We start from the raw sequence: 26,768 nt of genomic DNA, 5'->3' as shown, positions 1-26,768 counted from the left end.
TTTCTTGGTCATGGTAAACTCCTGTCAATACGCTTAGTTTACCAAGTTTAGTTGTACGGTTTCTTCAGCATAGCTCATAATGATTCAGTGTTTTAGGCAAAGTAAAGCTCTATACTGGTTAAATTACAATGCTACTAGTATTAAACTAGAAAAATTAAGCAAAAATTAGGATGATATATGGCTTACTGGCTGATGAAATCTAATCCCAAATACTTCGGTATAGCCGATCTACAGCGCTTAGGCATCGAATGCTGGGACGGGGTGCGCAATTACCGCGCCCGCAACTTTATGCGTGATGACATGCGTGTCGGCGATCAAGTGATCTTTTATCACTCTAGCGCTAAACCCTCTGGAGTCGCGGGTATCATGAGCGTGGTCAAAGCCGGTTACCCAGACCCGAGCCAGTTTCATCCCGAGCATCGCCATTACGACCCGCTAGCAACCGAAGAGCAGCCACGCTGGTATATGGTCGATCTGAAATTTGAGCAAAAGTTCAAAGAAGTACTACCGCTATCAGAGCTGAAGTTTATACCGGCACTTGATGATTCATTATTACTCAAAAAAGGCTGTGAGCAATTAACGGTGATTCCACTTGAGCCTAAACACTGGCAAGCGATTATGGATATGGCTGAGAGCTTAAAGCTACTATAAATAGCTATTATTATGGCTGTGAACGTTACAATTGGTTCTAAATAAAAAAGGGTTTAAAACTTTATTATTCGTTATTATATGACTTGTAGCCCGCTATCTCTATCATTTTTGTTGGTTTGCTTACTTCTCATTTATCCTATCTCTACCCTTTTGGAACCCCATATGACTCTATCTAAACTGGCTTTATCCACCTTAACAGCAAGTCTACTCGCTATCACTCTCAATGGCTGCGGCGGTAGCGATGGCGACAAGATCAAAGAGGAGTACGACCGTATTGAAGATCAAGTCAATGAAGAATATGATCGCCTCGAAGACAGTATCAAGGAGGAGTATAAACGAGTCGAAGATAAACTAAGCCCAGAAGAAAAAAGTATGGCTGAAGTATTAGAGTCGGTTTTCTTACCCGAGGACGCTTCTGAGACTCTAGATAAATTCTTGGATAAGCTTACCCCTGAAGGTGGTCGTGGCGGCCTCTATGTTGGGCATTTTGTCGAGCTAAGCGATGGCGACAGTAATGATATCGATATCGGTGCTGTCTACTTTGATATCAGTAAAGCGGGCGCTGGCAGCGTCGAAGGTAGCTTTAGCTACCAGCAAAAAGACTGCCAAGAGAATAATAGCTTGGGTATTAATTCAGCGGTAAAAGTCGATAACTATATAGCGGGTAAAGTGACTGGTAGTCTAGATACTTTGGAATTTTTGGATATAAAGTACGTCAATGACTTAGGTATTGAGACGCCCAACTTGCTTACTACTTTTGCCGGTAGCTTTAAAGAAGATGAAGCGGGCATGCCTTGGCGCGGTAGCTTTGAGTACCAAGACGGTTTGGGCGGCAAAACTCTATCTAGCGGTGAGTACAATTGCGATGTTACTTATACTTTAAGTGACCGCTCTAATTTTACCACTTATGCTCTAGACTACACTAAGGCTGAAATGGCGCTCGATGTCACCGGTGTGGGTAGTCAAAAACGCTTAACTTGGCAAAACCCTATCGGTACTAAGCGCGTCTTAGTGAGTCAAATAGATGTTAATAAAGCTGAGAGTGGCGCTAATGGTTATTCTCGCAACCTCGTTTTGAGCAATAATGAGCAGCAGTTTACCCCTATTATACCTAGCGTTTCGACCAATTATGCTTTTATAGTACAAGCTTTTGACGACAATAATGCTCTACTTGGATACCAAGCTTTGGTTTTAGATTTGCCCGAAAGCTTATAATTTATGTCTGTTAGCGCTATAATATAGGTACATTAATATAAGTTTATTAATTATCATTTCTATACTCGTGTTGAGGTAATTTTATGCCTTTAACGCCGGTTTATTCTTCTTTTTTTGACCCATCAATTCATCGCTTGGATTGATGGGTTATTTTATTTCAATCAGTTGCTAACTATGCCATCCCTAATATCCTTTAAAGACTTCAAAAGCTATAGCCTACGTTTAGGTGTACTAGCGTTTCCTATTTTAATTACTCAGTTTTGCCAAGCTGCCTTAGGCGTAGTAGATGCGATTATGGCAGGTCAAGTGTCTGCGCTTGACCTAGCGGCAGTGGCAGTGGGCTCTGGTATTTGGTTACCACTGTTCTTACTAGCTACTGGTATCTTAATTGCCACGACGCCACTCATAGGTGAAGCGGTCGGCCAAAAAAATCATAGTGATGTGCCTTATATTACTCAGCAGTCTTTATGGACCGCTGCGGCTATCGGTATTATCGGCTTCATTATCGTCAATTTAGCCCCCAATGTATTGCCGTGGATGGGCGTTCCTGAGAATATTCAACCGATAGCGTCGCAATATCTGTTTGGCGTCTCTTTTGGCTTTCCAGCGCTCGCCGTCTATGCAGTACTTCGTAGCTATTGTGAAGCTTTAGGTCGGCCTGAACCGGTAACCATCATTAGTATCATCGGCCTGCTCGCTGATATTCCGCTGAACTACATTTTTATTCATGGTCTATATGGTATGCCAGAGATGGGCGGTGCCGGCTGCGGGGTAGCAACGGCTATTGTCCTTTGGATAAATGTCTTATTGCTGGCGGTGTATACCGCTTTTACTAAGCGAGCACAATTCGCTAATACTCGCTTCTTTTATGCCTTTAGTGCGCCTAATCGTGCTCAGATCGCAAAACTTTTAAAGTTAGGTATTCCGATTGGTGTTTCTATTTTTTTTGAGGCCAGTTTGTTTAGTTTAGGGGCGCTCGTCATTAGCCCGCTTGGCGAGTTGGCAACTGCCTCGCATCAGGTCGCATTAGCCGTTACCTCTCAGTTATTTATGATTCCTATTTCAGTCGCTATGGCACTGACTATTATGATCTCTAACCGCTTTGGTGAAAAGAATTTGCTAGCTTTACGCCACGTACAAGTGACGGGCCTTATTTGGACGGTGTTGATCGCGCTGACGTCTATGTTAGGCGTTTGGCTGTTCCGTCCCCAGTTAGCCGCGGCCTTCACTGACAATCCAGCCGTGCGCGCTCAAGCCATGCATTTATTAATATTTGCCTTAGCTTATCAGCTATTTGATGGCTGGCAGGTCAATGTCGCTGGGATCTTACGTGGTATGCAAGATACGACTGTGCCCATGTGGGTGACGCTGTTTTGCTATTGGATAGTGGCATTACCGCTCGGTATTTATCTAGTGCGCTATACCGATACTGGCGCGCAAGGATTTTGGATGGCTTTGATTACGGGTCTATTTTTGGCTTCTATCTTATTGACTATTCGTCTACGCTATCAGCAAAAACGCTTAACTATAGCATGGTCGCCTTAACCGTTATTCACTATTTATCTTATGCCAAGTAATGACTTTTATAGCAGATATTAAGACATAACATCTAACCTATATTGCTAACACTACTCATTACGTCAATAATATGTAAAAATTTTCAGTTAACAACTGTACATTGATTGCTCATTGCCGCGAAGATAGGTATCATGAGTCATTAATGATTAAATACTTTGTTACACTGTCATTCGTTAAGTGTGGATAAACTGAACGCTATACTTGTTGACTGTCAGCCACATAAATACAAAATTTTAAACCTAATTTTTAAACTTAATTCTTTAAATCTGAGTATAAGGCCCTGATAAAAATGGATATTGAAAAAATACGCACGCTAATCGCCCTTATGGAAGAAAACGAGCTCGTCAATTTAGAAGTTAGCTCTGACGATGAACACATTAGCTTGACTCGTCACTATGATGCGCCAGCGCCCACAGTAATGGCCGCTCCAGCCGCTGGCGCAGCCCCTGCAGCCGCTAGTGCTAAACCTGCGGCCAAAGCTGGTAGCGTTGAGACCTCTCCTATGGTTGGGGTATTTTATACCGCCCCTAGCCCTAACGATCCGCCGTTTATCAAAGTCGGTCAGCAGGTTCAAGCAGGCGACACTTTAGGTATTATCGAAGCTATGAAAATTATGAACCCTTTAGAAGCCACTCAAAGCGGTGTTATCGCTGAGATTTTAGTCGATAACTCTGAAGTAGTGCAGTTCGGTCAACCCGTTATCCGCTACAAAGCTTAAAACGGCACTTACCCTACTCTAGAACGTCTTCGACAAGGATGACCTCATGATAAAAAAACTGCTCATCGCCAATAGGGGTGAGATTGCCCTACGTATTGTTCGTGCCTGTAAAGCCCTTGGTATCGAGACCGTTGGTGTATACTCGACCGCTGATGCTAATTTGATGCATTTACGCTTTGTAGATGAGGCTATCTGTATCGGCAAGCCAAACGCCAACCAGAGCTATCTCGATATCAGCACAATCCTGACAGCAGCAGAGATCTCAGGAGCTGATGCTATCCATCCGGGCTATGGATTTTTGGCCGAAAGTGCTGAATTTGCTGAACGTGTAGAAGAAGCGGGTCTCACTTTTGTAGGCCCTAACGCCGATCATATTCGCCTAATGGGTAATAAAGTCTCTGCCATCAATGCGATGAAAAAAGCTGGCGTGCCAACCGTCCCAGGCTCGGTCGGCGCGGTCACGATGCATAACGCCGAAGAGCAAGCGCGTAATATTGGCTTTCCGTTATTGATAAAGGCGGCCTCAGGTGGCGGCGGCCGCGGCATGCGTGTCGTTGAACGCTTCGATGAATTGGTTGGTCAAGTTCAAGCAGCAAGACAAGAAGCGGAGCTATGGTTCGGTGATGATACCGTCTATATGGAGCGCTATCTACAAAACCCTCGCCACGTAGAGGTGCAAGTATTAGGCGATGGTAACGGCAATGCTATTCATCTATTCGATCGTGACTGCTCGCTACAGCGCCGTCATCAAAAAGTACTAGAAGAAGCGCCCGCTCCTGATATTCCAGATGACGTGCGTGAGCCTATACTACAAGCCTGCGTTAAAGCTTGTGAGCTTGTCAAATACCGCGGCGCGGGTACTTTTGAGTTTTTATTCGAAAATAATGAGTTTTTCTTCATTGAGATGAATACTCGGGTACAAGTTGAGCATCCGGTCACAGAGATGATTACTGGTATCGACGTGGTTGTCGAACAGCTTAAGATTGCAGCAGGCTATGGTCTCTCCTATCGCCAAAGCGAGATTGAGATTCAAGGGAACGCGATTGAGTGCCGTATCAATGCTGAAGATGCTAGAACCTTTGCGCCCTCACCCGGCACGATAACTCAGCTATATAGTCCTAGCGGCGCTGGTGTGCGTTTCGATTCGCACCTATATCCCGGTTACGAGATCCCAAGCTATTATGACTCGTTAATCGGTAAGCTGATCTGTCATGGTCAAACCCGTCAACAAGCCATAGCAAAAACCTTGCACGCGTTAGATGAGCTGATCATTGAAGGGATAAAAACCAATATTCCTTTGCACCGTGACGTTATTTTGGCGGATCCCAATTTTGTCGAAGAAGCACAAAATATTCATTATCTAGAAAATGAGCTATTGCAGTCAACTAAGAAGTCATAGCTTTTTTCATCACTACACTATTCTCGAAAAAACAAAAGCCGCTATTTCCATAAATAGCGGCTTTTTATTGTGGGTATTAATCAAGCGTTTAATTGAAAACTTTGATTAAAAACTTAAGGCAATACTTTTTTAAAGTTCATAAAACACTCTTGACCTTCAGGATCAGCACACCACTGCATCTGATTATCATCATGCTTCAAAAAAGCGATAAACGCTTCATCGCTTTGATCCACTTGGTTGCCTGAGCAGTCTACTTCATTATTATCATAAATCGTTTTTAGCGCAATGATGGGTAGTCCTGTTTCCAGATGATTGACGATGTAACGGCCATAAGTCCATTCGTCACCGCTCACCGCCCACATCTCATTATCTTCCCCAAAATGATATATCTCACGGCACTGCTTCGCATTAGCCGCTGACAGATTCATAGCCAGATCATCGCTTTTCTCATCTACTATAGGATTAGGTGTCACGATACGCTGCTCATCTTGCGCCACGATACCGCCTAACCTACTATCAGATGCTATGTTTGCTTCTTCGCTTTGCTGTACGTTAGACAAAGTGCGCTCAAAGGTAGCATCATCGCTGCTATCGAGTTCGATCTCCCATTGGCCTGCTATAGCTGGACTGATGTGAGTGGTGATCACCGCTTGGCTAACCTGCTGGCCAGGAGTCGGAAAAGTTGACAAAATGCCTGCTAGAGTAAATGAAGCAAATGAGAGGGGTTCCATAATCAGCCTTTATTTATTGTCATTGGCGTTTTAATTAAATTGGCGTTGTAACTAATATTGTAATTAGCCCAGTTATTAAAACTTTAATTCGTATTTTAACCTTCAGCGTAAATCTTTGCCGTTGAAAAGACAAGTAACTTTATGCTTCTCACTGTTTTCTAGCCAGTTAAACGACAGATAATGACGCACTGGTAGAAATGTACTTAGTACTCAAATAACTAATGTTCAAATGATGGGCCGTGCTAAGCTGCCCCATACAAAAAGCGTCACTACTTAATGCTTGAGGCAATGAGTAGTGACGCTTTGAGCTAACAGCTTTGCAGCTAGACTTAATTTACCTACTAATAAAAGCTATGCTGCGCTCGTTACTGAGGATTGAGCAAAAGCAGACAAGGCGCCTTTTAGCATGGCAGAGACGGTGCTGCTACAAGTTCCGATTCCTGAATAGACCTCACCATCAACATTAAGCTGAATATAAGCAGCAGCATTGGCATTAGTTTTATTGTCGTTATCATTGTCGGTATGCTGGGTGCTAATGGCATGCTCTGCATAATTAATGATGTGCAGTGATTTGCCGGTATGATGAGCTAAGCCATCGATAAAAGAAGATAACGGCCCGTTACCGTTGCCTTTAATGGTAATTGTTTCGCCATTCATCTGTACTTGACCATCGAAGAAGACCTCACCGCCTTTATTGCTGACATTGTAGTCAAGTAGATCAAAATCCCCTTGCTGCAAGTAAGTGGTTTCAAAGGTCTGCAAAATCTCATCATTTTGCAATTCTCGCGCTGTCTGTTCTGCTTGCTTTTGTACTACTTTACTAAAGTCAATCTGCATCCAGCGCGGTAAGTTAAAGCCGTAATCCCGCTGTAAAATATATGCCACGCCGCCCTTACCAGACTGGCTATTGATTCGTACCACGTCTTGATAGCTACGACCAATATGAGCAGGATCTATCGGTAGATAGGCCACATCCCAGAAGTTCTCCGTCTCATCAGCATGGTTTTCGTTATAATCAAGCGACTTCTTAATCGCGTCTTGATGAGAGCCGCTAAAGGCGGTAAAGACGAGCTCGCCCACATACGGATGGCGCGGATGCACCGGTAAGTTGTTGCATTCGCTGGCCACTTGGACGATTTCGCTCATGTTGCTAAAATCAAGCTCAGGATCGACCCCTTGGCTAAATAAATTCATCGCCATGACCATAACGTCCATATTACCGGTACGCTCGCCATTACCTAGTAACGTTCCTTCGATACGATCCGCGCCTGCTAGCACGCCAAGCTCCGCTGCTGCTACCGCGCAGCCCCTATCATTATGCGTATGTAGGCTGACAATCACATGCTCACGCTGGGCTAAATTGCGGCAGAAGTACTCTACCTGATCGGCAAATATATTCGGCATAGAAGCCTCAACGGTCGCAGGTAAATTAAAGATAACCTCTTGACCGTTTTGTGGCTGCCATACCTCGCAAACCGCGTCACAGACTTCTACCGCAAACTCGGTCTCTGTCTGACTAAAACTCTCAGGTGAGTATTGAAACACCCACTCTGTCTCTGGATACCTAGCGGCATAGTCCACTAGCAACTGCGCGCCTGCGACTGCAATCTCTTTGATCTCAGCTTGGGTTTTACCATAGACTTTTTCGCGCTGAATACGGCTGGTAGAATTATAAACATGAACGATAGCCCGCTTAGCCCCTTTTAAAGACTCAAAGGTGCGAGCAATTAGGTGCTCGCGCGCTTGTACCAATACTTGTAGCGTGACGTCTTCTGGTACGTGGTTTTCTTCAATCAACTGGCGGGCGAAATCAAACTCAACTTGTGCAGCAGAAGGAAAGCCGATCTCAATATCTTTGAAGCCAACCTCAACCAAAGTCTTAAAGAAACGCATTTTTTGTTCGATTGTCATCGGATCGATCAGGGCCTGGTTACCATCACGCAGATCCACACTTGCCCAAATCGGCGCTTTTTCAATCGTTTTACTTGGCCAAGTACGATCCGATAATAGCGGCGCAAAGGCAAATGGGCGATATTTTTGATAATCAAAGGCGGCATGTTTAGGTGTGATCTTGGCGGTGCGAGTGGTAGTTGCAGACATAACAGATCCTCAGTGGTATAAAAGGTGTCCCTAAAATGAATAGGGTTAGATCGATAGGTTGATAACCTAATAAATTAATGGCTTAAACGAAGAGAAGTAATCCTTAGGCTTAATGTTTAGTGGCATAATAATCTAGTTGCTTATTGCTTAGCTTTATCATAAAACAAAACTACAAGTGATGCCATTATAATAACAAGGTTTGCAAAGTGAAATACGGCTTAATTTGACATAATTACTATCAGTATTAGTGAATAATTCCAATATTATCTTTATAATGAGTTAAAAACCCTAATATTATGACGTAAGATGTATAATATGAATAATAAAGGCTCTGTAACCCAAAGCAATCAACTCGCTACTCCTCTCGATGAGATTGATAAGCGTCTACTGCAGTTATTACAAACAGACGCGCGTATCAGCATCACTGAACTTGCTGAGCATATCAATCTTTCAGCTACCCCTTGTGCTCGCCGAGTAAAGCGCTTAGAAGATAGTGGCATTATTACTGGCTATCACACCCAAACCGATGCGCAAAAATTGGGCTATCCACTAGCGGTGTTTATTGCCATTAGCATGGATCGTCATACCGCCGAGCGTTTTGAGCAGTTTGAGCGCAAAGTACAAAGCTTCGATGAAGTCATCAGCTGTAGCATTGTCACCGGCCGTACTGAAGATTATCTGATAAAAGTGCGCGTGCGAGACATGGCACATTATGAAGAATTTTTATTACATAGACTTAATCGTATCGAAGGCGTGGCACAAGTGCATACTAGTTTTGAGCTGCGAGAGGTCTTTAGTCGTAGCATCGTATAGTTTGTACCGCTTGACCTTAACTTACGAGCGTTGACTGACTTGCTTCATCTGCTGGCTAAACCCTAAAATCAGTATAAATCCGATGATCAAGCCAATACCCGCTACTAGCAATCCACCGTTGAAACTATCCTTTGCACCAGCTAAAGCCACGGTGACAAGCGGTCCTAAGAACTGCCCTACCGCATACGCCAAAGTCGCTAAACCTATCAAAAGATTAGAGTAAGCAGGATTTATGTTCTTGATGATATTCAAAGTCATCGAGACGATACCGACAAAGGTCGCTCCCAAAATAGCCGCGTTGACATATAAGCCCAGCGCGCCTGCGATCCACAACGGTACAAACATTCCTAAAGCCTGTAGTAGAGTCAGTCCTATCAAGGTTTTGGTCTCGCCAATACGCTTAGCCAATGCGCCCCATAGTGGATTCGAGAGCATAGCAAACACCCCAACCACTAACCAAATCAGTAGTCCGGCATGGGTCTGCGTCGGTAGTTGCTGCACCGCCATCACTGGTAAAAAAGTCGCTGAGGTAATATAACCAAACCCTGCTAACACATAGCTCAGTGACAATAATAAAACAGCTCTGCTTTGACCAACCATCGCCTCATACAGCGAACGCTTAAAATTGACATAAGTCTGTTTTATAGAGGGCTGCTGGTTAATTGCTGTATCATTTTGCGAATATCTATCGGGACGAATGGCGTAGAGCAAAACCAGCAAAGGCAAGCTACTCAGTCCCGCTATTAGCCAAATACTATAAAAATGTAGATCAAGACTAAGTAGCCACCAAGTCAGGATGGCTGAGGCGCTAATACCCACACCGATACCGGCATAGTGCACCGTCGATAGTAAGGATCGCTTATGGCTACTGAAGCTTTGGATAATAAAAGAGGAGCCCAATATCATGCCGATACCGCTCGCGATTCCGGCGAATAAGCGGATAATATACCAAAGGCTTAAAGGCAGGTTTGACACAAATAGAAATAAGGTGGTGACGATACTTAACAAAGTACCAAGCATTAAGGCTCGCCACGTCAGACGATGAGGCACAAACATCGCTATCAATGAGCCAATAAAATAGCCCATATAATTAACCGATGCCAACCATCCAGCGATCGTAGTGCTAAGCGAAAGCACGCTCATAATATCAGGCAAGGTGGCGGTAAATAAAAAACGTCCATAGCCCATCACCACGGCTAGGCAATAAAGACCTATCCACGCGATGACGGTTTCATTGGTAATTGAAGGAATAAAACGAGACGGCGATATTTTTAGCATAGCCAGCCCAACATTATGATCAAGCGCTTGAAATAAACCCACGTCATGACAAGGTTCGCTTACGCCAGTTTTTACTCATAACACGCCATCCTTGGTATTCGTACTATTTTCAAAGACTCTAGATAGGGCTTTAACTCGTAGCCATTTACCTCTATTCGCTCACGGTATCGGGTCGACCTAACATGGCGACTCTTTGATCGCTAAACATATCCATATCTGGTGCTAAGGTGCGCATGAAGCGATCAAAATACAACAGCTGCTTGGTCAATAGAGCAAAATCTCGAGGGAAATGAATGCCGTGGCGCTTACCGACCTCGACAATCTCTAGCATCATCTTATTGAGCTCGTCGGCTTGCTCTTTGGTATTAAAAGGGACGCCGCTCGTAAAGGCAATATCTTCTGCCATAATTGTCTGCATCATGCGCTGTAAGTCCGCCGCTAACGAAGAGATATCGACATGACTTTCTTGTTTGGTCATCTCCATATCGACCATACACTGCGCCATTGCCCGATAATCATTATCCTGCAAGGCCTGCATCATACCCATGCAAGCACGCCAGCTCTGCGCTTTTAGCTTACCGACGATACCAAAATCCAAAAAGCCAATACGACCATCAGTCAGTAGCATCAGATTGCCCGCGTGCAAATCAGCATGGAAACTATTGCAGAGCATAAGGCTGGCAAACCAAGTATTCAAGGTATCCGCCATGACTTGTGCTGGATCGTTGCAATACTGGCGCATCGCTCTCTCGTCAATCATAGAGACGCCGTGCAATCGGCTCATCGTCAATACGCGCTTGGTGGTCAGCTCGTCATAGACCTGCGGTGCGACAACTCGCGTATTACCTGACACGCTTAGAAACTGCTGAAAATCACGAATATTCTTAGCTTCCGCAATAAAATCAGTTTCAGCGAGCATGCGCAGGCGTATCTCATCAATAATAGGCGCGATGCTCGCAAACTTCATCGACGGCATGAGCAGCTCAAGCAGCTTAGTTACACCGTGTAGCACCCCTAGATCGGTCTGCATGATTGTCTCAACACCAGGCTTTTGTACCTTGAGCACCACTTCATCACCGTTGTGCAGGCGGGCGACATGCACTTGTGCAATCGAGGCAGAAGCTAATGGTTGCTCTTCGATATCAGCAAAACGATCCTCCAGAGTTAAGCCATCAACTGCGAGCTCTTCAGTTAATACTTGGGCAATATAACTATAAGGCAACGGTGTGGTTTGGTCCAAAAACCCTTGGAAGGCTTCGACGTATTCACGCGGAAACAGTGAAGGCGTACTAGCGATAAACTGCCCTATTTTTATATAAGTAGTACCTAATTGCTCAAAGGTTTCTTTTAGTAGATGCGCGTCAGGTTTTTCACCTTTCGCCACACGTAGCGCTGACAATCCAGCAACGCTTGCGGTCTGACGGATACGGTTGGCGACATTCAGACTATGCTTCAATAAATGCGGACGATATAATTTCATAACGGCTAACTGTCTTAATAAATGATAAGAAAAAGGAGTAGATGATAACAACTAAACGCAGTTGGAAAGGTAAGGATTTATAAAATAGTGGTCATGCCGCAAAGTTATAATACAGCAGTACTCTAACGCTATGATAAAGACGGCTATATGATAAAAGTATTGCCATTAGCTAATCATTGGTAAAACTTGCTATGATGCAACCCGTACAAAATCATAGCGCGCATACCGGACAACTGGTATCTTGACGATAGCCCATCATCCGCTGCTGCATACGGCTACCATCCCACAATAAAAGCTTGCCTGTCAGTGGATTGTTATTTAGTCCTAAATACTGTAGCGCCGCATTGGCTTGCAAATTACCTATAATAGCAGTAGTACTGGCAAGGACCCCTGAATTGGCACAAGTGCGCTCGTCTACTGCCTCGTCCATGGCGATAGCGCCGAACACACAATGATAGCAGCCTGACTGCAGCTGCGGCTCAAACAAAGCCAACTGCCCTTGCATAGCAATCGCTGACGCTGATAGTAACGGAATCTGATAGCGTACACTGATACGGTTGATAATATCGCGAGTCGCAAAATTATCAGTACAGTCTAATAATAGATCAGGCTTGCCAGTAGCTAGTTCTAATAGCTCGTAGGCATTATCTAAAGTTAAACGTGCGACTGTTCCTTTGGCGCTTATCAAAGGATTAATCTGCTTAAGCATCTGCGCAGCGGTTAATGCTTTTGGCGCACCGATGTCGCCTGGCAAAAATAAGCTTTGGCGCTGTAAGTTACTCATCTCAATCACATCATCATCGATTAGATGCACTTGACCAAGCCCTGCCCGCACTAGCGTCTCTGACGCTGGGCACCCTAAGCCCCCGGCTCCAATCATCACGATTCGAGAAGACTTCAGACGCAGCTGCGCGTCAATATCCCAACCTGTTAATAACACTTGCCGAGCATAGCGCAGTAACTCAGCGTCAGTGAGATTTTGGCTATCTTCAGAGGGTAGTTTAGTTGTCATTTTAATTGTCCTAGGGTAACTCGCTCATTACCCCCATAATCCTTAACGGTTTTGATCGCCTCAAAGCCATGATGATAAAAAATATCTCTAACCGCTTCGCCTTGATCGTAGCCATGCTCAATCGCCAGTAAGCCATCTTGCTGCAAGTAATTCGGCGCTTGCTGCACGATATGCTCAATATCAGCTAAACCTTGGTTGGGCGCGCTCAATGCGCTGATAGGCTCAGCTTGTAACCTTTGCAAATGCTCATCAGTCTCGTCAATATAAGGAGGGTTAGAGACGATAATATCAAACAGCTGCTTAGAGTCGCTCGCTAGCTTCTTGTACCAGCTGCTTTGGATGAATTTGATATTATCTACTTGGTTGTCGCTAGCGTTTTGCTTAGCTACGCTTAATGCCCCTGCTGATAAATCAACAGCGACGACTTGCCAGTTTGACTGTTTTAATTCATAAGCAAGACTGATAGCAATACAGCCAGAGCCAGTACCTAAATCTAGCAAACGTTTAGATTGTTTGTTATCAGCAAACGCATGACTCTCAATCCACTCCAGTACTTGCTCAACCAGTACCTCAGTATCCGGCCTCGGTATGAGTGTATGCGCGTTCACCTTAAAATCAAGCGACCAAAATGCTTGATGACCCGCTAGATAAGCCAAGGGTATGCCCTGCTGCATCTTTTCAATGCCAGCATTAAAGTGCGCAAGTTCGCTACTTGTCAGCTGATAGCTGTCATCTGTCATGAGAAATAGCGCTGGTCTATCGATGACATAAAGCAGCCAATCGGTAATCCAAAACGCTGGAACTGCTAAAGACTTTGACAAGGCTAGCGCTTCGATCTTGATTTGCTTTATGCTCTGTATGTGCTGCGCAGTCATAGGCCGCTCTTATGTACCACTTAACATCGATTACAATATAATCCATCCACTATAAATAATAAAAACCTCAACGACTACCTTACTCAGTAGCTCGCGGTGGCTCTTTGGTCTGCGTTAGATTAGGGTTAGCTTTGGCTAAATCAAGACCTTTATCAGTGTCATCATTACTCATACCATCATTATTATCACTATCATAATCGTCATTATCACCAATGATAATATGCTTATCAACGTAATAAATCAGTGCCAAAATAGGAATGCCAAGAGCAAAGGTAAACAAAAAGAAGAACGGATAGCTGGTGCTATCAACAATAGAGCCTGAATAACCGCCTATGACTTTGGGTAATAAGGTCATTAAGGATGAGAATATCGAATACTGCACCGCGGTGAAACGAATAGAAGTCAGCGCCGATAGAAAAGCAATAAACACCGCGCTAGCAAGGCCCGCAGCTAGATTGTCTAAAATAACAGCCAGATACATATAAGGCAAACTACCTGGATGGTAAGTCAGCAAAATAAACAGTAGATTGGTCACACAAGCGAGTACCGCACCGACCATCATCGCGCGCATGATACGCATTTTTTGTGCCAACAACCCGCCCAAAAAACCACCGCCGATCGCCATGACAACACCAACTAATTTCACCGCATTAGCGATATCGACTTTGGTAAATTGCATATCTTGATAAAAAACATTGGAGATAACACCTGCGACGATATCAGAGATACGGTAAAGACCAATTAAGGCTAATAACAGCAAGGCTTTTTTGCCATAACGACGAAAAAAATCAGCGATAGGCTCGACCCAAGTGACGCGTGCAAATTCTGGCGCTACTAAGTTTGCTTTGACCAAACCATAACCTATACCTATAGCCGCGGCCAGACTAACCGCCATACGTATCACTTCGAGCAAGAACCCTGTGAATACGCCTTCGACCACAGGTAATACTGCGCCTACATTGGCAAATACCAGCACAAACCCTATCACAGAAATCGCGAATACTAACACCAAACGCGTGTAGTCAGACGTCTCACGCTGCACTAGCACTTGTTGGCTGACAGGCTCATGAATGATTAAAGTCGTAATCACCCCAACACCCATGACGCCCGCCATAATCCAATAAGTATTGCGCCAAGCCTCGTAGCTATACAGTGCCTCGGTTGAGCCAAAGTAGTCCGCTAAATACAAAGCGCCCGCGCCAGCAACTATCATCCCTAAACGATAACCGGTGACATACATAGCCGATAGTACCGCTTGCAAGCTTGGCGGCGCCAGCTCAATGCGATACGCATCAATGACGATATCTTGCGTCGCTGATGAAAAGCCTAATAGTACCGCGCCTACCGCCATCAAAAATAGACTGCCTTCATTAGCGGGATTGACGGCTGCCATAATACAAATAGCGGTGATAATAAGTAGCTGCGAGACTAATATCCAGCTGCGTCTGCGTCCGAGCATCTTAGTCAATATCGGCAGCGGTACCGCATCGATAAGCGGCGCCCAAATGAACTTAAAGGCATAACCTAGAGCGGCCCAACTGAACATGGTCACCACACTACGGTCAATCCCTGCTTCGCGCAGCCATAAAGAGAGACTGGAGAAAATAAGTAAAATAGGGATGCCCGCCACAAAACCCAAAAACAGCATGATAATGGCACGGCGATCGAGATAGGCCTTTAGGCTCTCGCTCAGTGATTTCTTGGCGGCAGGTGGCTTAGGAGGTACAGGTTTGACAGTGGACATAACGACTCACCAAACTTAGGTTTTAAAGAGAGGACATAAGAAAATTGAATAATGGTACTTGAGAACGGTATCGATGACTAGATGTTTTTTAATTAACTTGCCAAACCTTCCTCTATCTCAATCTTAATCATCTAAACGTTTCTAAACGTTGTGCTGCTGTGTCTTAAACTCTCAGAACTATTAATGCTTTATTACCAAAATTTGTAGTAATTGAAGAATGAAAGCTTAATCGGCATTATGCCAAAATAGCATAAATAGATATCTATCTAGTATATACAAGAATAATAGCTTTGTTTTAAACTAATCGCTTGTGAGATTTAAGATGGTTTAGTACCGGTCTCAATACCTTTAGTAAAGAGTTTGTGATTTAATGACTAATCTAAAAGTATTGATAGGTTTTATTTGAGGAATAGATTATGGCAATCGACGTAGTAGTCAATCAGCGACACTTGCAAATTCAGCTTAAACAGCTTGAGACTGTTTGGCATACCGTCATCAACGGCTATAATTTGAGCCAAGCGGCAACCGTGCTGCATACCAGTCAATCGAGCCTATCAAAGCACATCGCCGCGCTTGAGAACCAACTAAAAACCGATGTGTTTATTCGTCAAGGCAAGCGTCTAACCGGCCTTACCGATATGGGCACCGCGCTACTGCCCCATATCGAAGCTATCTTTGCTGAGATTCGCACGATTGAAAACCTCAGCCTTGATTATAATAACCCCAATACCGGTACGCTAACGATTGCCACTACTCATACGCAAGCGCGTTATGTTTTGCCACATGTGGTTAAAGCCTTTAAAGAGCGCTTTCCTAAAGTGAATTTAATTCTGCAGCAGGCTGACCCTGAGACTATCGCGCAGATGGTTATTCGCGGGCAGGCTGACATTGGTATTGCTACCGAATCTTTACTACATAATAACTATCTACGCTGCTATCGCTACTATGATTGGACGCATCGCATTATCGTTCCCAAAGATCATGAGCTCGCAGGTTTAGAGTCTATCGACTTACCGACGCTTGCCAGCTACCCTATTGTCACTTATCATGGCGGTTTTACCGGTCGCGGTTCAATCGACAAGACCTTTAGCGATGCAGGCCTTGAGCCTGATATCGTGCTAGCGGCTCTTGATGCTGATGTGATCAGTACTTATGTTGGGTTAGGTTTAGGTATTGGGATTATCGCTGAGATGGCGTTTGAGCCAAGTCACTATCATAATCTTACCGCTATACCGGTCGATCATTTTGGCCGCTTTACGAGCTGGATGGCGGTGCGTGATGACGCTGAGGTTCGCCAGTATGGTCGTGCTTTTATAGAGCTGTGTCAGCAGCAATTTGATCACAAAGGCGTGGTTTAATAAAACCTTTATAGGGTGCGACCTTGCCATTTTAGATTTGTTACCCTCGTTAACACAGCCCTTTATAAACTTATGACCTGCCCCATTATATAGAGTATCAAGCGCTCAAGCTTTGTCTTAGCCGTCTTAAACGATAATAAAAAAGACTGCCTAAAGCTTATTAACGCTTATTACTACTTAATAATAGGTGAGATATGACTAACAGTAATACTGATACCATTCCTTTATCATTTTTAGATTTAGCTCCCGTACCCGAAGGTAAAACAATAGCTGAAGGCATCGCCCAAACCGTGCAAACGGCACGAAAAGCGGAAGAAGTTGGCTTCAATCGCTATTGGATGGCTGAGCATCATAATATGGCAGGTATCGCGAGTGCCGCGACTTCCGTTCTGCTATCGCACATCGGCAGCCAGACTGAGCGTATCCGTATTGGTGCAGGTGGTATTATGTTGCCAAACCATGCGCCGCTTGTTGTCGCTGAACAATTCGGTACTCTACAAGCATTATATGGCGATCGCGTGGATTTGGGCTTAGGCCGTGCACCGGGTACTGATGGCGCGACCTTTCAGGCGCTGCGTCGGCAGATGAAAGATGCCGAGCGCTTCCCGCAAGATGTGCAAGAGCTGATGTATTTTCTTGGTGATAATACCGATAGCAGTCCGGTTCAAGCTTTTCCTGGCGCTAAATCAAAAGTACCCGTATGGATATTAGGCTCTTCGACTTTTGGTGCGACACTAGCGGCGCATCTAGGTCTGCCTTATGTGTTTGCTTCTCACTTTGCCCCACAGATGATTAGCCAAGCCATCAAGGCTTATCGCGACAACTTTAAGCCTTCCGCTTATCTCGATAAGCCTTACTTAATGCTAGCGGCAAACTTACTGTTAGCGGATGACGATGACACGGCGAATTATCACTTTACTTCAGCACAGCAAAGCTTTGTACGTCTGCGCCGCGGTGAAAAAGGCCAAATGCCAAAGCCTGTTGCCGATATGAGTACTATCTGGAGCCCCAGCGAAAAAGCGATGGTCGATAATGCGCTATCTGTGTCATTTATAGGATCTGTGGAGACGGTTCAACCAAAGCTTGCTGAGTTTATCGAGAGCTACCAACCTGACGAGCTCATTGTTACCGCTAACGTTTATGACCAAGCGGCGCGTCTACGCTCACTTGAGCTCACCCCTCAGTTAAATTTGTTTACTTTACAAGGTGATGCAGCCGTTGCATAATAATTAAAAGCCTTAATTGGAAACCTGACATGGAAGCTACTCCTGTGATCGCTGCATCGTTGTTTATTGGAAGCTCTATATTTTTGTATATAGTCGCTTTTATTATCGTTCTAGTATTTTTTGGCTATTTAACTTATCGTGTCAGCCCAAAAGGTAAAGCTCGGCGTGAAGAGCGACGCAATCGTAACAAGCGCCATTAAGTAAACTCTTTAATTTTAGCGTAAATAAAACCTCCTGCTCGCTAGAGCAGGAGGTTTTATTTATACTGTGGAAAATTTTATATTAACCTGTTAGCTCGTGTTAACTGCTATTCATTTACCCCTATTAGTGTTCATCCTACCTTTATAATAGTATACAAAACCATTGACGCTCTTTAACAGGTTGATGTAGTCAGGACAACACATCGTACTAATAACGCTTAGGATATTTTATATGATAAATGTAGGGCCGAATAACTATACAAATACTAGACCATCTGTTGTTTTGTGCGCTTTGATATCAACGTGATACATCTCACTTAACTGATCTGCCGTCATCACCGTATCAGGTGCGCCTTGTGCTATCACCTCCCCGCCATGCAGCAATACTACCTCATCAGTATAACGATGCGCATGGGTCAAATCATGCAATACCACTAAGATGCTTTTGCGCTCGTAACGCACAAGATTATGCAAATACTGTAATAAAAAACGCTGGTGGCGAATATCTAAATGATTGGTAGGTTCATCAAACATCAGTACGCTTGTGTCTTGCATCAAGGCGCGGACAATAGCTAAGCGCTGTTTTTCACCACCTGATAAAGTCTGGACGCGCGCACTCAATAAACTAGTTAATTCAAAGTCATGCAGCAAATGCCGAGCGCGATTCACATGCGCAGTCTTTGGGCGCTGATACCACGCTAGATTGGGCGTCACCCCAAGCAGCGCATAATCTAGCACCGTCAATGGCAACTCAAAGCGCTCATGCTGCCCGACCCAAGCAATGTGCCCTGCGCCTAATACCTCATCCATCGATCGACCCTGAATGGTGATTTGACCGGATGTGGTCAAGCCGCTGCCAGTATGCTGATCTAAAATGGTATGTAGCAGGGTACTTTTACCTGCACCATTTGGGCCAATAAAAGCTACTAGTTTGTGGCTAGGTATCGTAATCGCATTGACGCTTAGCAATGTCTTATCGCCGTGCGCGATATGCACGTTTTGCATGGTTAACAGCTCATCACCGTCACCTAAATCAGCAAAATGATCTGTAGACGCTTTATCAGTGGTAAAAAAAGAAGGGAACATGACGACTCCTATTCCTTGTAAATGGCTAAGTGCTATCAATAGCTAGCGCTAGCGGCGACTGCTACGCACAAATAACCAGATAAAAAATGGCCCGCCAAGTAGCGCCAGCACAATGCCCACGGGCACATCGATCGGATACGCCACGTGCCTTGCTGCGCCGTCAATGACTAATAACACCATCGCGCCAAGCCAGCCTGACCAAATCATAAGGCGCATACGCCCGCCGCCAAATAGTATCGCTAAAAGGTTAGGCACCATCATACCGATAAACCCAATGACACCTGCTAGCGACACTGCCGCCCCTGTCAGCAGTGCCGAGGCCACCACCACCATACAGCGTACCACGCCCACTTTTATCCCCAAAGACTTAGCGGCGCTCTCTCCTAACATTAGGCCATCAAGCTGACGTCCTAATGGCAGTAGAATCAATAAGCCCAATATCATCGAGATAATCGAGTATCTAAGCGGCACAAATCCCGCCTCCGCCATACTGCCAGACAGCCAATTGGTCGCGGATCGCAGTACCATATCATCAGACATGAATAAGATTAGGCTAACTACTGCCGCACAAAAGGCGCTAATCACAAAGCCTAAGATGAGCAGCCCCATCTGTCCCCCGCCCAAAAACCGGTGACAACCTAAAATAAATAAACAGACGATCACACTTCCGGTAAAGGCAGCAAAAGGAATACCAATACCACCAATTCCAAAAGCAAGCATCAATACCACGCCCAATGCCGCACCACCGGAAGTGCCAATAAGGCTAGGATCTGCTAATGGATTCTCAAATAATGCTTGTAATGCCGCCCCGCTAACGGATAGCGCCATGCCCACTAATAAAGCAGTCACCACACGTGGATAACGCAGTTGCCAAATAGTCTCATCAAGGTTCATCGGGCTTGACCATTCACCAAAGCCAATGCCTAAAGCCAACCAAATGAGTAGCGCTGAGCCCAAAGCTGCTAAGATGTAATAGACACTACGCTTATATTTACTAGGAATATTGAGCGCGCCCACACTTGGACGGCCATGGCTTTTAGAGGTGGCACTGTTTGACATAAGGGTATCGTCTATAGCGTAATAAATGAGAAATTAAACCGTGAGATCCGTAAAATGAGTGTTTAGAGCGTCCATTATTTTGCCGTATTATGTAGCGACTTAATAACCTCTGGAGAATTTAGACCGTAGCGCAAAAACTTATCGGCAGGCCAGAACTCAACCTTGTTATTTTTGGCAGCATTGCTTACGGCAATCTCAGGACGCTTGCTAAACTTATCGACGCCGCCGATGACTTTTTCGTTATGATCGGCGATGATAACCACATCAGGCTTGGCAGCCAGCCAGCCTTCACGCGACATGGGTTTGAGCCCTGAGACATTCGCGGCATTAATACCACCAGCACGGCGGATTAGCTCATCTCCCACCGTGCCTTTGCCTGCGACAATGCGCCCATCATAGCTTAAGATATAGCGTTTTCCTGTTTTTGCTAACGGCTGCATATCCTGAAACCAACGGTTTGCAAGTTTTGCACTCTGCTCGCGTTTGCCGACATAGATACCTGTGGCTTTGATGCTATTGGCAAAATAATCAACGCCCTCTTTTGGCGCAACATTGGCGGCTTTGACGCCCAAGTTATTTAAGCGCTTATAAACGCTAACTGGTTGCACCATATAACTGCCCAGTACCAAATCTGGCTTAACTGCTAAGACAGACTCAGCAGTGATATTGCGGTGCATACCTACTTGTGGTACCTCTTTTAAGGCAGGATGACTGTTGGTGGCGTCCTTACCGACCAGCTTATCGGTCGCGCCTAGTGCGACGACGACGTCTGCCACATCAGGACTCATGGCAACGATGCGCTCATAAGCTTGCGCGGATAAGGTCGGCAGCGCGCAGAGGCTGGCGAGAAGGACAGATGATATAAAACGTGTGCGAGAAAAAGTGGAAGATGATAATTGAGCGAACATAAACGTTCCTTGTAGCGTTTAACAAACAGGCTTATTTTGGCATCGCAGACTGCCGTTTTGTATTGCTTGAATCTTGATCACCATATTTAATAATGGTGGCGGCTTGTCTGCGTTATTTTTATTAATAAAGTTATGGTAAGCTAATATTTAAGTAGCTTATGCGATGGCTGCTGCCTTTTGTTCATACTCAGCCACGATATCAGCGGTGATTTTTTGCCATGCTGTAAGCTCGCTTGTGCCCTCCATACGCTGACCAAATACGGTCAAGATGCTAGTACCATACTGATCAAAACCTTCGATACAGGTGACAATACCATCAGCGGTTGGACGCTTTACGCACCACAATTGCGCTAAGGCTTGGTCTTTTAGATGCAAGGTGAAGTCATTATGACTCTTATCTAAGATATTGATCCAATCACCCATACGTTTGATGGTCTTAACCGTGCCGGTCTGAATTTGCACCAATCCGCTATTGCCAACAAAGATCATAATGGGACACTCGCTATCGCGCGCTTGCTCAAAAACAGCGGTCACCGCATTAGTACTTAATTGGTATGCAGCCCCTTCAGGCGCCTGTATATAGCTACTGGCGCGATCAATCTCAAGCTTATTCAAAATATGATAAAACTGATGCACGTCCGTCATTTTGCGCCATCTACGCTGTAGTTTGTCACGATTGTCATCATTTAATTCTTTGTATTGCCAAGCTTTTGGTGCGACGGCTTGCTCAATCATTAGTTCAGTCACATCAACTGCTTGCGCTTGCTCATCAACCATCGCTTGCCAGCGCGAAATATTATCTTCGCTTAATTCACGTAAAAATACATTATCAATCGCCGCGCCCTGCTCATCAAAAAACTGAATGCTATAAGAGGGATTACCGCTATTAAGATCGGTTATGGCAAGCATGTGCTGCCAGCGCCACATAAAGAAACGCAGGTCAAGACCACCAACATTAAGCGCGATGCCCATTTTTTCGCCGATTTTTAGATTGTGATATAGCGCAGTTTTTTCATGAACGGCTAAGGCGTTACGCACGATGCTCTCAACCGGACCAAAACTCTCAAATTGCTCAAGCACCTCTCTACATTGACCACCAATATACTGGCTATGCGGTGAGGCAAGTAACAACTCAAACTCACTCACGCCCAATGCTGCTGAGCCTTCGGTGGGAAATAACATCGGTGTGTTGGCTTTTTTGTCTTGATAGGTCTGCCAAAGTGCGATGTCTTTTTGGACCAGTTGAATGGGGTGAGTCATGGTCGTCTCCTCTATTAGTCAAATATAAAAAGCGGCGTCTCCATGCTTATTTTTTAATAAAATATGCGAGCGCTCACTGACAAAACGCATTATGACCAACTTTTTTTAATTTGTAAACGATAATAATTATTATTTACATGTTGATAATCAATATCATTTATATTAGTCTATGCTGACTTTGTTACTCGAAATTAAGACTTATGTAACTTTCATTTACTCGATTCACCCTACTTTTACTGTGTAATCTTATGCCAACATCCAATAATTTTAATGTTAACTACCATCCTTTGAGTGCCGCTATAGCGCTTGTATTAGCCGTTACTATGGCGTCTACCGCGCAAGCGTCAGACTCTCATCAGCTCAATAGCCTTGCTGATAGCGAGCAAAGCTTGGCAGATAGCGCCCTACCTAGCACCACACTTGATCCCATTGTAGTGACTGCTACCCGTTCAAATCGAACACTCAGCGACGCCCCTGTCAAAGTAGATGTCATTAGCAGCAAACAAATCGAGGAAAATCATGCGCATACGCTAAAAGAGGCGCTAGAATTGTTGCCTAACGTTTATCTTAAGCAAGTGCATGGCAAAACCGGCTACGAGATCAGTATGCAAGGCTTTACAGGCGATCAGGTTTTGGTATTGATCGATGGGCTGCCTATTACCGCAAGTACAGGCTCGACGGTCAACCTTAATCAGTATATGACCATGGATATTGAGCAAATTGAGGTGGTTCAAGGGGCGGCATCAGCCCAGTTTGGTAGTGCGGCGATGGGGGGAGTGATTAATATTATTACCAAACCCATTGGCAAAACTAAAGCTTACGTCAATACTGAGCTTATAACCAATGGCGATCAAAACCCATCGGGTGATAGTGTGGATGCCAATAAGCGCTTTATCGCTGCCAGCATAGAAGGTGCACTTGATCCAGCGCAGCGCGTACAAGCCCGTCTGTCTGCCTCTTATTTAGATGATAATGGCCTAAATGTCGATACCGCGCGCTGGTCACGAATCAAAGATGCTAGCGAACAAACCCAGGTAACAGGGCGACTAAGCTATAGCCCTGATGACCGTACTAGGCTTACGCGCTCCCAGCTGTGGGCTGAGGCGAGCCATTATAGCGAAGACGATACCAGCCGCTTTAATCGCCGCGTGGCGCAAAATATTTTTCCGCAGCAGCGTGAGGAGTCGATCACCAAGACCCGATTTAGCACCGGTGGTAGCACCGATATCCACCTTAATGATGATACCCAAGCTTATCAGCTATCCGCGCAAGCGCTATATGAGGACTATCAAAGCGACTCAGATACCACATCAAATGGGGTGCTGTCATCAGCGCGAAATACAGACATCACCACCGCGCTAGGTCAGACTCAGCTTGATTTACCGGCTATCACTCTATCAGATGCACATACACATTTATTACAAGTGGGCGGACAGGTGCAGCGCGACACCCTATCGCAAACCAAAAATCAGATTAGCGAGCTTATCAGCGATGAGGTTAGCCGTGATGTGGGCGAGCTGTATGTGCAAGATGACTGGCTGATTGGCGATAATTGGGAGATACTCACCGGCATTCGTTATCAGGATGATCAAGACTTTGGCGATCATGTCGCGCCCAAAGTGGCGGTCAAATACAACCTTATGGACGCAAGCAGGCGCGATCATATCTTTCGCGCGAGCGTCGGCAGCGGCTACCGTGTGCCCAATCTAAAAGAGCGCTATTACGTCTTTGATCACAGCAACTTGGGTTATAAAGTAATGGGCAACCCTAACTTGCAGCCTGAAACATCGACAAGCTATCAAGTCGGCTATCAAGGGCAGATCCGTGATGATTTAAACCTATCAATCAACGGCTTTTATAACGATGTGGAAGACTTGATCCAAACTGATAACGAAAACGCCATTATCGAAAATGGCCTCAGTATTTTTCAATATACCAACGTCGATAGTGCCTACACCTATGGCGGCGATATTGGCATCGATTGGCAAGTGAATGATCGTGCCGCGCTGCAAGCCACATACGCGTATTTAAAAACTAAAAACAAGACGACAGACAGCGAGCTGACTTATCGTCCTAATCACAAAGTCATGCTGGCACTTGATTATCAATTGAGTGATAAATTACAGCTTATCCCCAGACTGAACTATGAATCCAAACAGCTCATTGATACCGCCGCGCAGTCCTACTCACCCTCATGGTGGACGCTTGATAGTCAACTCAATTATGACGTTAATAATAATTTAAGTGTTTATGGTGCGGTGAATAATATCTTTGATGTCCAGCGTGATGTGCGCGACCTCAGTGATTATCGTCCGATCGATAATCGTGAGTGGCTGATTGGTGCACGCTACAACTGGTAATAACACGCCCTTTAATTAGCAGACTTTTTAACCTTTACTTTCACCGTTGTACTTTTATCGTTGTATTTTACAGGAGCTTTTTATGTCATCTTATTTACCCGTTACCAAAACATCTGTATTAACTACACTCAGTGCTGGCATGCTACTAGCGTTAACCGGCTGCGGCAGTGATAGCGACAACAGTAGCAGCAGTGGCGGTTCAACAACGACACCGCCTACGACCACAGCGAGCTTTAGTCAAAGCGCTGAATGGACGATCAGTGGCGATAGTCTGACGCCAAACACGCAAACCTGCTTTGATTTTGATACTGATAGTGAGGTGGATTGTAGTAGCGCCACATGGGATGTTAAATTTGACAATCAAACGCGCGGGGTCAATCTTTGGTCAAATAGTGGCATATCAGGTGACGGTGATGGCGGCGTGTTTGGATTGATGGATTGGTCAGAGCTACTCACTTATAACAACGGTGTACAAGACCCAAAAACCAGCAGCGACATCACGCACCATTATAATGAAGATAAGAGCGGCGGAATTTTCGATAATAGCTTATGGTACGCTTACAATATAGCAGAAGATCATAAGCTATACCCTAATAACCGCGTGTATCTGATCACAACTGACCATACCGATGCGGCAACTGTCAGCAGCGTCCAGCAGCCCATTTATGCCATGCAAATAATCAACTACTACAATGAAGCCGGACTATCTGGCAACCCAACCGTGCGCTGGATTGACACCGCTATGCCGCGTGCCAACCAAGTCAAAACCAAAACCATTAACGCCACCAGCAACACGGATTGGACTTATCTGAACCTAAAAACTGATGACATCGTTAATGACGCTGCAAAAGAATGGCATGTAGCCTTTAGACGCGACAGTGTCAAACTAAACGGCGGCGCATCTGGTAATGACAAGGTAGGCGGTTTTATCGCCAACACCCCAGACGGCTACTATGATGATAAAGGTGAGGCGATCAAAGCTAAGTTCATGACTAATAATGAAAAGCAGAGTCTCGCAAATTTACTTAACGTCGCCGGCTTTGACACGCCTAAATCAGCACGCAGCTGGGTGGTTGATAGCGATAGCTCAGACCTAAACCCGGGTTACATTGGCACTTATCCAAACCTTGATTATGGTTGGTACACTTATAATGGCATGACCCATCAGCTCAGTGCGAAACCTACTGATACCGCTCAAGGAGCGCTGATTCGCTCAAACAGTGGTGACAGTTATGCGCGCATGCGTCTGGCAGAGATTAATTATCCTGATGCTACTAACCAAGCGACCTCTTGGGTGTTTAAGTTTGATGTACAGCCCGCTAATTAACTAAAATGATTCATTAGTTTGTTGAGAACAAAACTTTATAAAAACGAATAACTAGCCATATCCACTATGGCTGGTTATTGCTGTCTTAAACGATAAAACTTTAAGTTAAAACCTAAGTTAAAGGACAATCACCTAGGCTATTTATGGTCGGGCCTTTTTACCCACTTGCCATCATCATTTTTATGATAGACGTTTTCGACTGCGGCCCATGCAGTTGCAAACTGGCGCGACTCATCTTCGTATTGCTCGCTTGCGCTATTAAAAGCGGCTTGAAAAATCTCTTGTGCATGTTTAGGTAAGTTGTCTTTTACACTATCAGGTAGGTCAGATAATTTATCGTACGGCATAATATTTTCCTTTTTTATTTCAAACGTTAAGTTATATTAAAAA

General features: G+C 44.8%; 23 protein-coding genes. 11 read left to right on the top strand and 12 right to left on the bottom strand.

The window, feature by feature from the left end:
• The first annotated feature begins 177 nt into the window (after window positions 1-177).
• The 5 genes from ACS8FD_RS08130 (at window position 178) to accC (ending at window position 5,561) form a co-directional block, all read left to right on the top strand.
• The gene (locus ACS8FD_RS08130) at window positions 178-651 is read left to right on the top strand and encodes an EVE domain-containing protein (RefSeq protein WP_439275335.1); all 474 of its coding nucleotides are present in this window, start codon (window positions 178-180) and stop codon (window positions 649-651) included.
• 162 nt (window positions 652-813) lie between these two features.
• Window positions 814-1,866 (top strand): hypothetical protein, encoded by a 1,053-nt coding sequence (locus ACS8FD_RS08125; protein ID WP_439275334.1) that lies wholly within the window; start codon window positions 814-816, stop codon window positions 1,864-1,866.
• Between the two features lie 174 nt (window positions 1,867-2,040).
• Window positions 2,041-3,411: an MATE family efflux transporter gene (locus tag ACS8FD_RS08120; RefSeq protein ID WP_439275333.1), complete on the top strand. Its 1,371-nt coding sequence runs from the start codon at window positions 2,041-2,043 to the stop codon at window positions 3,409-3,411.
• Between the two features lie 322 nt (window positions 3,412-3,733).
• The gene (accB, locus tag ACS8FD_RS08115) at window positions 3,734-4,162 is read left to right on the top strand and encodes an acetyl-CoA carboxylase biotin carboxyl carrier protein (RefSeq protein ID WP_439275332.1); all 429 of its coding nucleotides are present in this window, start codon (window positions 3,734-3,736) and stop codon (window positions 4,160-4,162) included.
• Window positions 4,163-4,208: 46 nt separating this feature from the next.
• Window positions 4,209-5,561: an acetyl-CoA carboxylase biotin carboxylase subunit gene (gene accC / locus ACS8FD_RS08110; RefSeq protein WP_439275331.1), complete on the top strand. Its 1,353-nt coding sequence runs from the start codon at window positions 4,209-4,211 to the stop codon at window positions 5,559-5,561.
• Between the two features lie 113 nt (window positions 5,562-5,674).
• Here accC and ACS8FD_RS08105 read toward each other — a convergent pair whose 3' ends face one another.
• Window positions 5,675-6,292: a hypothetical protein gene (locus ACS8FD_RS08105; protein ID WP_439275330.1), complete on the bottom strand. Its 618-nt coding sequence runs from the start codon at window positions 6,290-6,292 to the stop codon at window positions 5,675-5,677.
• A gap of 351 nt (window positions 6,293-6,643) precedes the next feature.
• Entirely contained in the window at window positions 6,644-8,392 is a 1,749-nt protein-coding gene (gene leuA / locus ACS8FD_RS08100) for a 2-isopropylmalate synthase (RefSeq protein ID WP_439275329.1), read from the bottom strand.
• Window positions 8,393-8,707: 315 nt separating this feature from the next.
• Here leuA and ACS8FD_RS08095 point away from each other — a divergent pair, with 315 nt between their 5' ends.
• Window positions 8,708-9,205 carry an Lrp/AsnC family transcriptional regulator gene (locus tag ACS8FD_RS08095; protein ID WP_439275328.1) on the top strand — a complete coding sequence of 166 codons (498 nt, stop codon included), beginning with the start codon at window positions 8,708-8,710 and terminating at the stop codon, window positions 9,203-9,205.
• A gap of 21 nt (window positions 9,206-9,226) precedes the next feature.
• On the opposite strand, the gene ACS8FD_RS08090 is transcribed toward ACS8FD_RS08095, so the two are convergent.
• The 5 genes from ACS8FD_RS08090 to ACS8FD_RS08070 form a co-directional block, all read right to left on the bottom strand.
• Window positions 9,227-10,525 carry a YbfB/YjiJ family MFS transporter gene (locus ACS8FD_RS08090; protein WP_439275327.1) on the bottom strand — a complete coding sequence of 433 codons (1,299 nt, stop codon included), beginning with the start codon at window positions 10,523-10,525 and terminating at the stop codon, window positions 9,227-9,229.
• A 109-nt stretch (window positions 10,526-10,634) separates the two neighbouring features.
• Window positions 10,635-11,963, bottom strand: coding sequence for an ABC1 kinase family protein (locus ACS8FD_RS08085; RefSeq protein WP_439275326.1), 1,329 nt, complete (start codon window positions 11,961-11,963; stop codon window positions 10,635-10,637).
• Window positions 11,964-12,174: 211 nt separating this feature from the next.
• The gene (locus ACS8FD_RS08080; protein WP_439275325.1) at window positions 12,175-12,975 is read right to left on the bottom strand and encodes a HesA/MoeB/ThiF family protein; all 801 of its coding nucleotides are present in this window, start codon (window positions 12,973-12,975) and stop codon (window positions 12,175-12,177) included.
• Window positions 12,972-13,850, bottom strand: coding sequence for a peptide chain release factor N(5)-glutamine methyltransferase (gene prmC / locus ACS8FD_RS08075; protein ID WP_439275324.1), 879 nt, complete (start codon window positions 13,848-13,850; stop codon window positions 12,972-12,974). The genes ACS8FD_RS08080 and prmC overlap by 4 nt, the downstream gene beginning before the upstream one ends.
• Window positions 13,851-13,929: 79 nt before the next feature.
• Window positions 13,930-15,594 (bottom strand): AmpG family muropeptide MFS transporter, encoded by a 1,665-nt coding sequence (locus ACS8FD_RS08070; protein ID WP_439275323.1) that lies wholly within the window; start codon window positions 15,592-15,594, stop codon window positions 13,930-13,932.
• Window positions 15,595-16,010: 416 nt separating this feature from the next.
• Between ACS8FD_RS08070 and ACS8FD_RS08065 the strand changes: the two genes are divergently transcribed.
• The 3 genes from ACS8FD_RS08065 (at window position 16,011) to ACS8FD_RS08055 (ending at window position 18,378) form a co-directional block, all read left to right on the top strand.
• The gene (locus tag ACS8FD_RS08065) at window positions 16,011-16,952 is read left to right on the top strand and encodes a LysR substrate-binding domain-containing protein (protein WP_439275322.1); all 942 of its coding nucleotides are present in this window, start codon (window positions 16,011-16,013) and stop codon (window positions 16,950-16,952) included.
• Between the two features lie 194 nt (window positions 16,953-17,146).
• Entirely contained in the window at window positions 17,147-18,178 is a 1,032-nt protein-coding gene (locus ACS8FD_RS08060; protein WP_439275321.1) for an LLM class flavin-dependent oxidoreductase, read from the top strand.
• A 29-nt stretch (window positions 18,179-18,207) separates the two neighbouring features.
• Window positions 18,208-18,378, top strand: coding sequence for a hypothetical protein (locus ACS8FD_RS08055; protein ID WP_439275320.1), 171 nt, complete (start codon window positions 18,208-18,210; stop codon window positions 18,376-18,378).
• A gap of 255 nt (window positions 18,379-18,633) precedes the next feature.
• Here ACS8FD_RS08055 and ACS8FD_RS08050 read toward each other — a convergent pair whose 3' ends face one another.
• The 4 genes from ACS8FD_RS08050 to ACS8FD_RS08035 form a co-directional block, all read right to left on the bottom strand.
• Complete coding sequence (locus ACS8FD_RS08050; protein WP_439275319.1) at window positions 18,634-19,464, bottom strand: ABC transporter ATP-binding protein; 831 nt, start codon at window positions 19,462-19,464, stop codon at window positions 18,634-18,636.
• Window positions 19,465-19,512: 48 nt separating this feature from the next.
• The gene (locus ACS8FD_RS08045; RefSeq protein ID WP_439275318.1) at window positions 19,513-20,523 is read right to left on the bottom strand and encodes a FecCD family ABC transporter permease; all 1,011 of its coding nucleotides are present in this window, start codon (window positions 20,521-20,523) and stop codon (window positions 19,513-19,515) included.
• A 74-nt stretch (window positions 20,524-20,597) separates the two neighbouring features.
• On the bottom strand, window positions 20,598-21,431 hold the full coding sequence (locus tag ACS8FD_RS08040; RefSeq protein ID WP_439275317.1) for a heme/hemin ABC transporter substrate-binding protein: 834 nt from the start codon (window positions 21,429-21,431) through the stop codon (window positions 20,598-20,600).
• Between the two features lie 156 nt (window positions 21,432-21,587).
• The gene (locus ACS8FD_RS08035) at window positions 21,588-22,691 is read right to left on the bottom strand and encodes a ChuX/HutX family heme-like substrate-binding protein (RefSeq protein WP_439275316.1); all 1,104 of its coding nucleotides are present in this window, start codon (window positions 22,689-22,691) and stop codon (window positions 21,588-21,590) included.
• A 248-nt stretch (window positions 22,692-22,939) separates the two neighbouring features.
• On the opposite strand from ACS8FD_RS08035, the gene ACS8FD_RS08030 reads away from it, so the two are divergent.
• Together ACS8FD_RS08030 and ACS8FD_RS08025 are read left to right on the top strand one after the other, a co-directional pair.
• Window positions 22,940-25,051, top strand: a complete 2,112-nt coding sequence (locus tag ACS8FD_RS08030) for a TonB-dependent receptor plug domain-containing protein (RefSeq protein WP_439275315.1) — start codon at window positions 22,940-22,942, stop codon at window positions 25,049-25,051.
• A gap of 82 nt (window positions 25,052-25,133) precedes the next feature.
• Window positions 25,134-26,378: an HmuY family protein gene (locus ACS8FD_RS08025; protein WP_439275314.1), complete on the top strand. Its 1,245-nt coding sequence runs from the start codon at window positions 25,134-25,136 to the stop codon at window positions 26,376-26,378.
• A gap of 137 nt (window positions 26,379-26,515) precedes the next feature.
• On the opposite strand, the gene ACS8FD_RS08020 is transcribed toward ACS8FD_RS08025, so the two are convergent.
• Entirely contained in the window at window positions 26,516-26,725 is a 210-nt protein-coding gene (locus ACS8FD_RS08020) for a ChaB family protein (protein WP_439275313.1), read from the bottom strand.
• Window positions 26,726-26,768: the final 43 nt, after the last annotated feature.

The sequence above is a fragment of the Psychrobacter sp. 1U2 genome (assembly GCF_051847575.1).
The sequence above is the reverse complement of the archived record's forward strand: the minus strand, read 5'-3'. Positions and strand labels throughout refer to the sequence as shown.

Coding starts and splice junctions, on each gene's coding strand:
- accC (WP_439275331.1), top strand. CDS start 4,209: ATGATAAAAAAACTGCTCATCGCCAATAGGGGTGAGATTGCCCTACGT.
- ACS8FD_RS08030 (WP_439275315.1), top strand. CDS start 22,940: ATGCCAACATCCAATAATTTTAATGTTAACTACCATCCTTTGAGTGCC.
- leuA (WP_439275329.1), bottom strand. CDS start 8,392: ATGTCTGCAACTACCACTCGCACCGCCAAGATCACACCTAAACATGCC.
- ACS8FD_RS08040 (WP_439275317.1), bottom strand. CDS start 21,431: ATGTTCGCTCAATTATCATCTTCCACTTTTTCTCGCACACGTTTTATA.
- ACS8FD_RS08080 (WP_439275325.1), bottom strand. CDS start 12,975: ATGACAACTAAACTACCCTCTGAAGATAGCCAAAATCTCACTGACGCT.
- ACS8FD_RS08065 (WP_439275322.1), top strand. CDS start 16,011: ATGGCAATCGACGTAGTAGTCAATCAGCGACACTTGCAAATTCAGCTT.
- prmC (WP_439275324.1), bottom strand. CDS start 13,850: ATGACTGCGCAGCACATACAGAGCATAAAGCAAATCAAGATCGAAGCG.
- ACS8FD_RS08125 (WP_439275334.1), top strand. CDS start 814: ATGACTCTATCTAAACTGGCTTTATCCACCTTAACAGCAAGTCTACTC.
- ACS8FD_RS08130 (WP_439275335.1), top strand. CDS start 178: ATGGCTTACTGGCTGATGAAATCTAATCCCAAATACTTCGGTATAGCC.
- ACS8FD_RS08050 (WP_439275319.1), bottom strand. CDS start 19,464: ATGTTCCCTTCTTTTTTTACCACTGATAAAGCGTCTACAGATCATTTT.
- ACS8FD_RS08020 (WP_439275313.1), bottom strand. CDS start 26,725: ATGCCGTACGATAAATTATCTGACCTACCTGATAGTGTAAAAGACAAC.
- ACS8FD_RS08085 (WP_439275326.1), bottom strand. CDS start 11,963: ATGAAATTATATCGTCCGCATTTATTGAAGCATAGTCTGAATGTCGCC.
- ACS8FD_RS08120 (WP_439275333.1), top strand. CDS start 2,041: ATGCCATCCCTAATATCCTTTAAAGACTTCAAAAGCTATAGCCTACGT.
- ACS8FD_RS08070 (WP_439275323.1), bottom strand. CDS start 15,594: ATGTCCACTGTCAAACCTGTACCTCCTAAGCCACCTGCCGCCAAGAAA.
- ACS8FD_RS08055 (WP_439275320.1), top strand. CDS start 18,208: ATGGAAGCTACTCCTGTGATCGCTGCATCGTTGTTTATTGGAAGCTCT.
- ACS8FD_RS08045 (WP_439275318.1), bottom strand. CDS start 20,523: ATGTCAAACAGTGCCACCTCTAAAAGCCATGGCCGTCCAAGTGTGGGC.
- ACS8FD_RS08035 (WP_439275316.1), bottom strand. CDS start 22,691: ATGACTCACCCCATTCAACTGGTCCAAAAAGACATCGCACTTTGGCAG.
- accB (WP_439275332.1), top strand. CDS start 3,734: ATGGATATTGAAAAAATACGCACGCTAATCGCCCTTATGGAAGAAAAC.
- ACS8FD_RS08025 (WP_439275314.1), top strand. CDS start 25,134: ATGTCATCTTATTTACCCGTTACCAAAACATCTGTATTAACTACACTC.
- ACS8FD_RS08060 (WP_439275321.1), top strand. CDS start 17,147: ATGACTAACAGTAATACTGATACCATTCCTTTATCATTTTTAGATTTA.
- ACS8FD_RS08095 (WP_439275328.1), top strand. CDS start 8,708: ATGAATAATAAAGGCTCTGTAACCCAAAGCAATCAACTCGCTACTCCT.
- ACS8FD_RS08105 (WP_439275330.1), bottom strand. CDS start 6,292: ATGGAACCCCTCTCATTTGCTTCATTTACTCTAGCAGGCATTTTGTCA.